Source organism: Clavibacter lycopersici (genome assembly GCF_003576405.1).
GTDB classification, from domain to species: Bacteria; Actinomycetota; Actinomycetes; order Actinomycetales; family Microbacteriaceae; genus Clavibacter; species Clavibacter lycopersici.
The window spans coordinates 1-6,710 of sequence record NZ_QWGT01000156.1 but is presented as its reverse complement, the minus strand read 5'-3'; the positions used below and the strand labels follow the sequence as shown (position 1 = coordinate 6,710).

Here is a 6,710-nt window from a genome sequence, read left to right as displayed (position 1 = left end):
CGCGCCGCCCACGAGCGTGGGCGTCGCGGAGAGCTGGGCGCGGCTGAGCGTCGCGCCCGTCGCGGCGGGGCCGTCGTTGGCGAGCACGTCGACCACGACGGGCACGCCCTGCGGCGTCGTCACGGAGTCGGGCAGCGGATCCGGCACGGCCAGCACGGTCGCGGTCGCGGTGCGGCTGATCGCCCCGGTCGGCGCGGTCGCGCTGGCGGTCGCGGTGTTGACGATGGATCCCGCCGTCACGTCGGCCGCCGTGACCGTGTACGTGGCCGTCGCGGTGACGACCTGCCCGGGCGCGAGCGTGCCCGCGGTCCCCGGCCACGTGTACGCGAGGGCGGAGACGCCGGCCCGCGGATCCGCGATGGAGACGCCCGTGAGGGTGGTGGACCCGGTGTTCTGCAGCCGGAACGCGTACGTCACGACGCCGCCCGCGGCCGGCACGTTGCCGGGCGTCGCGGTCTTCGTGAAGGCCAGGGTCGCCGTGCGGTCGAGGGTCACGGTGCGGGTCGCCGTGGCCTGCGCCGGCACGCCGCCGGAGCTCGCGCCGCGCACGGTCGCGGTGTTCGCGATCTGCCCCGCGTCGACGTCGGCCTGCCGCACCGTGTAGCTCGCCGTCGCCGTGGCGGTGGCGCCGGGGGCGAGCGTGCCCGCGGTGCCCGGCCAGGCGTACGTCACGGCCGACAGCCCGGGGAGCGGATCCGTCAGCGCCACCCCGGTCAGCGGCACGGTGCCGGTGTTCCGGATGGAGAAGGAGTACGCGACCGTGGCGCCCGCCGTGGATCCGCCCGTCAGCGTCGCGCCCTTGGTGAGGCTGAGGGCCGCGGATCCGTTGACGGGCGTGCTCGTGGAGGAGCTCGCGGTCGGCGCTGCCACTCCGGCGAGGGTCTTCCCGGAGACGGTGGCCGTGTTGACGATCGGCGTCGCGGCGTCCACGTCGGCCTGGGTCACGGTGTAGGCGGTGGAGGTGAAGGTCTGCGAGGCGCCCGGCGCGAGGGTCACGGAGGCCGGGCTGATCCCCGTGACGCGCGGATCCGCCACCGCCACCTGGTACAGCGACACGTTCCCGGAGTTCCTCGCCGTGAACGAGTACGCGATCCGCTCGCCGACGTCCGCTCGCCCGTTGCCGTTCGCGTCCGAGAGCGTGCCGGTCTTGGCGAGGGTCAGGCCCGGGGCGGGCGTCGCGACGGCGACGCTCAGCGAAGCCACGTTGCTCGTGTACGTGCCCAGGCCGAGGAGCGTCGCCGTCGCCGTGGCCGTGTTGCGGAGCCGCCCGGACATGGCCTCCGCCGCCGTGACGGTGCGCGTCCCGGTGCAGACCGTGCTGCCGGGGAACAGCAGCGAGTTCGCGGAGCAGGTCCCGATCGTCGCGAGGGGGTCGGTGATCGTGACGTTGCTCATGCTGAGGTTGGCCAGGAGGCCGGTGGGCCGCACCGCGAAGGCGTACCGGACCACCGACCCCTCGACGTACGGGCCGGTCTGCGGCACCGAGGTGTCGATCGCCTTGATCAGCTCGAGGCTGGTGTTCCCTGGGTCGATGGAGGTCACGGAGAGGTTCCGCACGAGGTGCGTGTCCGCCGTCGTGGCCCCCGTCGCCGCGGTGAAGCCGAGCTTGACGCTCGAGGGGATCGGGCTCGTCATCGTGTACTGGACGAGCCGCGTGCTCGGCGTGCTCCCCGCGGTCGCGCCCTGGAAGACCGTGACGACGGGGAGCGTCGCGTTCGAGACGGTGATCCGGATGGACCTGCCGAGCGCCGTACCCGGAGCCGCCGCGGTCGCGGACGTGGCCGTCGCGCGCAGCGGGGCGGACGTGGATGCGGCACCGCGCGTGAGGTAGCAGTAGCCCGTGGCCCCTCCCCGCAGGGCGACGGTGTTGGCGAGCTGGGAGGGCACGGTCCCGGAGCAGCCCTGCCCCTTGCCGTCCGCGCTCGTGGAGAAGCGGCCCGCGGCGTCGAGCGCCACGCCGAGGTAGGCCCCGGGGAGCCCGCCGGCGGTGAGGGACTGGGCGTAGCCGAGGGATCCGTCGCCGGCCCCCGTCGTCGCGATCTGCGCGGCGCCGTCGGCGAGGAAGAACGTGATGCCCTCGCCGGATCCCGTCGTCGAGTACTGGTACTGGTCGAAGGTGACGTCGAGCCCGCCGGTGACGGGGATGGCCGTGTCGTAGACGGCGCCGCCGACCGCGTTCACGCGGGCATCGGTGAGCTGGAGGAAGCCGGGGCTCGTGGATGCGGCGGGCGCCTCGACGCGACTCGGGCAGGACGCGAGCGTCGTGCTGCCGCCCGCCGCGGTCGCGCCCGTGAGGCACGCGCTTCCGAGCCGCTTCCACGCGGGGTCGGTGACCGATGCCCCGCCGAACGACTCGCTGAGGATGGGCGTCGCGGCGGCGGCCGCCGGCTCCGCGGGCTGCGTCACGATGACGGCTGCCGCGGCGACGCCGACGGCGGCGGCGACGAGCGCGGCGAGACGGCGGATCCCCGGTCGGGATCGCGGTCCGCGGGCGTCGCGGGACGGCTCGGCGGCATGGCGCGCACGCGTACCCACCACCTCGACCACCCCCTGGAGACCACGTCCCCGGAAGGGCCGTCGAGAGGCCCCCCGGCCTCGCGTCGGCAACGGTAGATCAGCAGATCACGCCGCCATAAGTGCCCCAGTAGCGATCTAGGTGTACCAGTAGCCCCCATCTCGGCCCTCCGGCCCCCCGGCCGGGGCACACGGCGCCCGCGCGGGCCGCTCGCGGGGTCGCGAGCCTGTGAGTTGAGCCGACATCGCTCAACTCCTGCGCCCACGACTTGACGCTCGCCGACGTGTGAGTAGAGTTGAGTCATCGCGGCTCAAGTAGCACGCCGCTGACGAAGCGGCACCGCGAGACAGACTCCGCGGGACACCCGCGTCACCACACGAAGCGACCCCGTGATCCGGGCGCCGCGGCAATAGAAGGAGAACACCCCATGGCTCGTGCAGTAGGAATCGACCTGGGTACCACCAACTCGGTGGTCTCGGTCCTGGAGGGCGGAGAGCCCACCGTCATCGCCAACGCCGAGGGCGCGCGCACCACGCCGTCCGTCGTCGCGTTCACCAAGGACGGCGAGGTGCTGGTCGGCGAGACCGCCAAGCGCCAGAACGTCACCAACGTCGACCGCACCATCTCGTCGGTCAAGCGCCACATGGGCACCGACTGGACCGTCGGCATCGACGACAAGAAGTACACGTCGCAGGAGCTGTCCGCCCGCATCCTCGGCAAGCTCAAGCGCGACGCCGAGCAGTACCTGGGCGACTCCGTCACCGACGCGGTCATCACGGTCCCCGCGTACTTCAACGACGCGGAGCGCCAGGCCACGAAGGAGGCCGGCGAGATCGCGGGCCTCAACGTGCTCCGCATCATCAACGAGCCCACCGCGGCCGCCCTCGCCTACGGCCTCGACCGGGGCAAGGAGGACGAGCTCATCCTCGTCTTCGACCTCGGCGGCGGCACGTTCGACGTCTCCCTCCTCGAGGTGGGCAAGGACGACGACTTCAGCACCATCCAGGTCCGCTCCACCGCGGGCGACAACCGCCTCGGCGGCGACGACTGGGACCAGCGCATCGTCGACCACCTCGTCAAGCGCTTCAAGGAGTCGACGGGCGTCGACGTCTCGAACGACAAGATCGCCAAGCAGCGCCTCAAGGAGGCCGCTGAGCAGGCGAAGAAGGAGCTCAGCTCCTCCACCAGCACGAGCATCCAGCTGCCGTACCTCTCCCTCACGGAGAACGGCCCGGCCAACCTCGACGAGACGCTCACGCGCGCCAAGTTCGAGGAGCTGACGAACGACCTGCTCGAGCGCACCCGCAAGCCCTTCGAGGACGTCATCCGCGAGGCCGGCGTCTCGGTCGGCGACGTGGCCCACGTGGTCCTCGTCGGCGGATCCACCCGCATGCCCGCCGTCGTCGACCTCGTGAAGAAGCTCACGGGCGGCAAGGAGCCCAACAAGGGCGTCAACCCGGACGAGGTCGTCGCCGTCGGCGCCGCGCTCCAGGCCGGCGTGCTGAAGGGCGAGCGCAAGGACGTCTTGCTCATCGACGTCACCCCCCTGAGCCTCGGCATCGAGACCAAGGGCGGCATCATGACCAAGCTCATCGAGCGCAACACGGCCATCCCGACCAAGCGCAGCGAGACCTTCACCACGGCCGACGACAACCAGCCGTCCGTCGCGATCCAGGTCTTCCAGGGCGAGCGCGAGTTCACCCGCGACAACAAGAACCTGGGCACCTTCGAGCTCACCGGGATCGCTCCTGCGCCCCGCGGAATCCCGCAGGTCGAGGTCACCTTCGACATCGACGCCAACGGCATCGTGCACGTGTCCGCGAAGGACAAGGGCACCGGCAAGGAGCAGTCGATGACCATCACGGGCGGATCCTCGCTCGGCAAGGAGGACATCGAGCGCATGGTGCGCGAGGCCGAGGAGCACGCGGCGGAGGACAAGACGCGCCGCGAGCAGGCCGAGGTGCGCAACAACGCCGAGCAGCTCGCGTACTCCATCGACAAGCTCATCAAGGAGAACGACGACAAGCTCCCCGAGGACGTCAAGTCCGAGGTCCAGGGCGACGTCGACGGCCTGAAGAGCGCCCTCGCGGGCGACGACGAGGCCGCGGTGAAGACCGCGTTCGACAAGCTGACCGCGAGCCAGACCAAGCTCGGCGAGGCCATCTACGCGCAGGGCCAGCAGGAACAGGCCGCGGGCGAGACGGCCGAGGGCGCGCCCGAGGCGAAGAAGGACGACGAGGACATCGTCGACGCCGAGGTCGTGGACGAGGACGACGAGGACAAGAAGACCGACCGATGACCGAGGACACCGCGAACGGCGAGGGCCGCGTGCCCGAGGACGAGGGAGCCGAGCAGTCGGCCTCCTCCTCCCCGGCCGGGCCTGACGCCACGGCGGACCAGGCGGCCGATGCGGCCTCCGTCCCGGGCGAGGACGGCGCGTTCGTCGAGGCCGAGGGCCCCGACGTCGAGACGACCGACCCCATGGACGAGGAGCTGCAGGACCTCATCGAGCAGACCCGGAACGAGCCCGTCGAGGGCGACTCCGAGCACCTCGCGGACCTGAAGCGCGTCACGGCCGAGTACGCCAACTACCGCAAGCGCACCGAGGCCAACCGCGAGATCGAGCGCCAGCGCGCGGTCGGCGACGTGGTGAAGGGCATCCTCCCGGTGCTCGACGACCTCGACCGCGCCGAGAAGCACGGCGACCTCGCGGAGGGCGGACCGCTCACCGCGATCGTCGCCAAGCTGCGGACGAACGTGGAGCGCATCGGGCTGGTCAAGGTCGGCGCCGTCGGCGACGCCTTCGACCCGCAGGTGCACGAGGCGATCTTCCAGAAGCCGAACCCCGAGGTCCAGGTGGACACCGTCGCGGACGTCGTCGAGAGTGGCTACTACATCGGCGAGACGCTGCTGCGGGCCGCGAAGGTCGTCGTCGACAAGCCGGAGTAGCGCCATCAACCGCAGCATCGATCCGGCTGCACCCACCCCGGTCCGGGCGTCCGCACGCGCGGGCGCCCGGACCGGGTCGTGCGGCCCCCACCACGAGAAGAAGAAGGGAGGCGTCTGATGGCCAGCCAGGACTGGTTCGACAAGGACTTCTACAAGGTCCTCGGAGTGTCCAAGGACGTCTCGGAGGCCGACCTCAAGAAGGCCTACCGCAAGCTCGCGCGGCAGTACCACCCGGACAGCAACCCGGATCCGTCGGCCGAGTCGCGCTTCAAGGAGATCAGCGAGGCGCACGCCGTGCTGGCCGACAAGGAGCAGCGCAAGGAGTACGACCAGATCCGCGCCATGGGATCCGGCGCGCGCTTCACCGCGCCCGGTGCAGGAGGCGGCCAGGCGGGCGGGTTCGAGGACGTGTTCGGCGGCATGTTCGGCCAGCAGGCCGGCGGCCGCGGGCGGCGTGCGGCCGGGTTCGGATCCGGCCAGCCGCAGTACAGCCAGGGCGGGTTCGAGGACATCCTCGGCGGCATGTTCGGCAACGGCGGCTTCGGCCAGTCGACGGGCGGCTACCGGGGATACGGCGCGCCCACCAAGGGCCGCGACGTCACCGCATCCACCACGATCGACTTCCTCACCGCGGTGCAGGGCGACGTCGTGCGCCTGCAGGACTCCGACGGCCGCCCCCTCACGGTGCGCGTGCCGGCCGGCGTCTCCGACGGGCAGAAGATCCGGCTCGCCGGCAAGGGCGAGCCGTCGGGCGACGGCGGCGCGTCGGGGGACATCATCCTCACGGTGCAGGTGCGCCCGCACCCCGTGTTCGAGCGCGACGGGCTGAACCTCCGGGTCAACGTGCCCGTCACGTTCCCCGAGGCCGCGCTCGGTGCGACCATCGAGGTGCCCACGCTCGGCGGCGATCCGGTGCGGCTGAAGGTCGCGCCCGGAACGTCCAGCGGCAAGGTGCTGCGCGTCAAGGGCCGCGGCGTCACGACCCCGAAGGGCACGGGCGACCTGCTCGCGCGCATCGAGGTCGCGGTGCCGTCGCGCCTCAGCGACGCCCAGCGCGTGGCGCTCGACGCGTTCGCCAGCTCGGGCCCCGACGAGGACCCGCGCCGCGAGCTCATCGAGCGGGCCAGGGGCTGACATGGATCCCCGCGACACGATGGACGAGGACGCCCGGGCTCAGCGCCCACCTCGAGGAGCTCGTCGTCGACGCGGATGCCCGGAGCGGGGGTACGGGCTCGGCCCTCGTGCG

Annotated in this window: 4 protein-coding genes; 3 read left to right on the top strand and 1 reads right to left on the bottom strand. The window is 72.0% G+C overall.

The window, feature by feature from the left end; genetic code table 11:
• Positions 1-2,538: CLIPPER-2 domain-containing protein (locus DZG00_RS10675; protein WP_119455607.1), on the bottom strand; the 2,538-nt coding region annotated here is incomplete at its 3' end.
• Between the two features lie 404 nt (positions 2,539-2,942).
• On the opposite strand from DZG00_RS10675, the gene dnaK reads away from it, so the two are divergent.
• From dnaK to DZG00_RS10660, 3 genes are all read left to right on the top strand, one after another.
• On the top strand, positions 2,943-4,814 hold the full coding sequence (gene dnaK, locus DZG00_RS10670; protein WP_119382591.1) for a molecular chaperone DnaK: 1,872 nt from the start codon (positions 2,943-2,945) through the stop codon (positions 4,812-4,814).
• On the top strand, positions 4,811-5,464 hold the full coding sequence (locus tag DZG00_RS10665; RefSeq protein WP_119382592.1) for a nucleotide exchange factor GrpE: 654 nt from the start codon (positions 4,811-4,813) through the stop codon (positions 5,462-5,464). Before dnaK ends, DZG00_RS10665 begins: the two co-directional genes overlap by 4 nt.
• A 117-nt stretch (positions 5,465-5,581) precedes the next feature.
• Positions 5,582-6,598, top strand: a complete 1,017-nt coding sequence (locus tag DZG00_RS10660; RefSeq protein WP_119382593.1) for a DnaJ C-terminal domain-containing protein — start codon at positions 5,582-5,584, stop codon at positions 6,596-6,598.
• Positions 6,599-6,710: the final 112 nt, after the last annotated feature.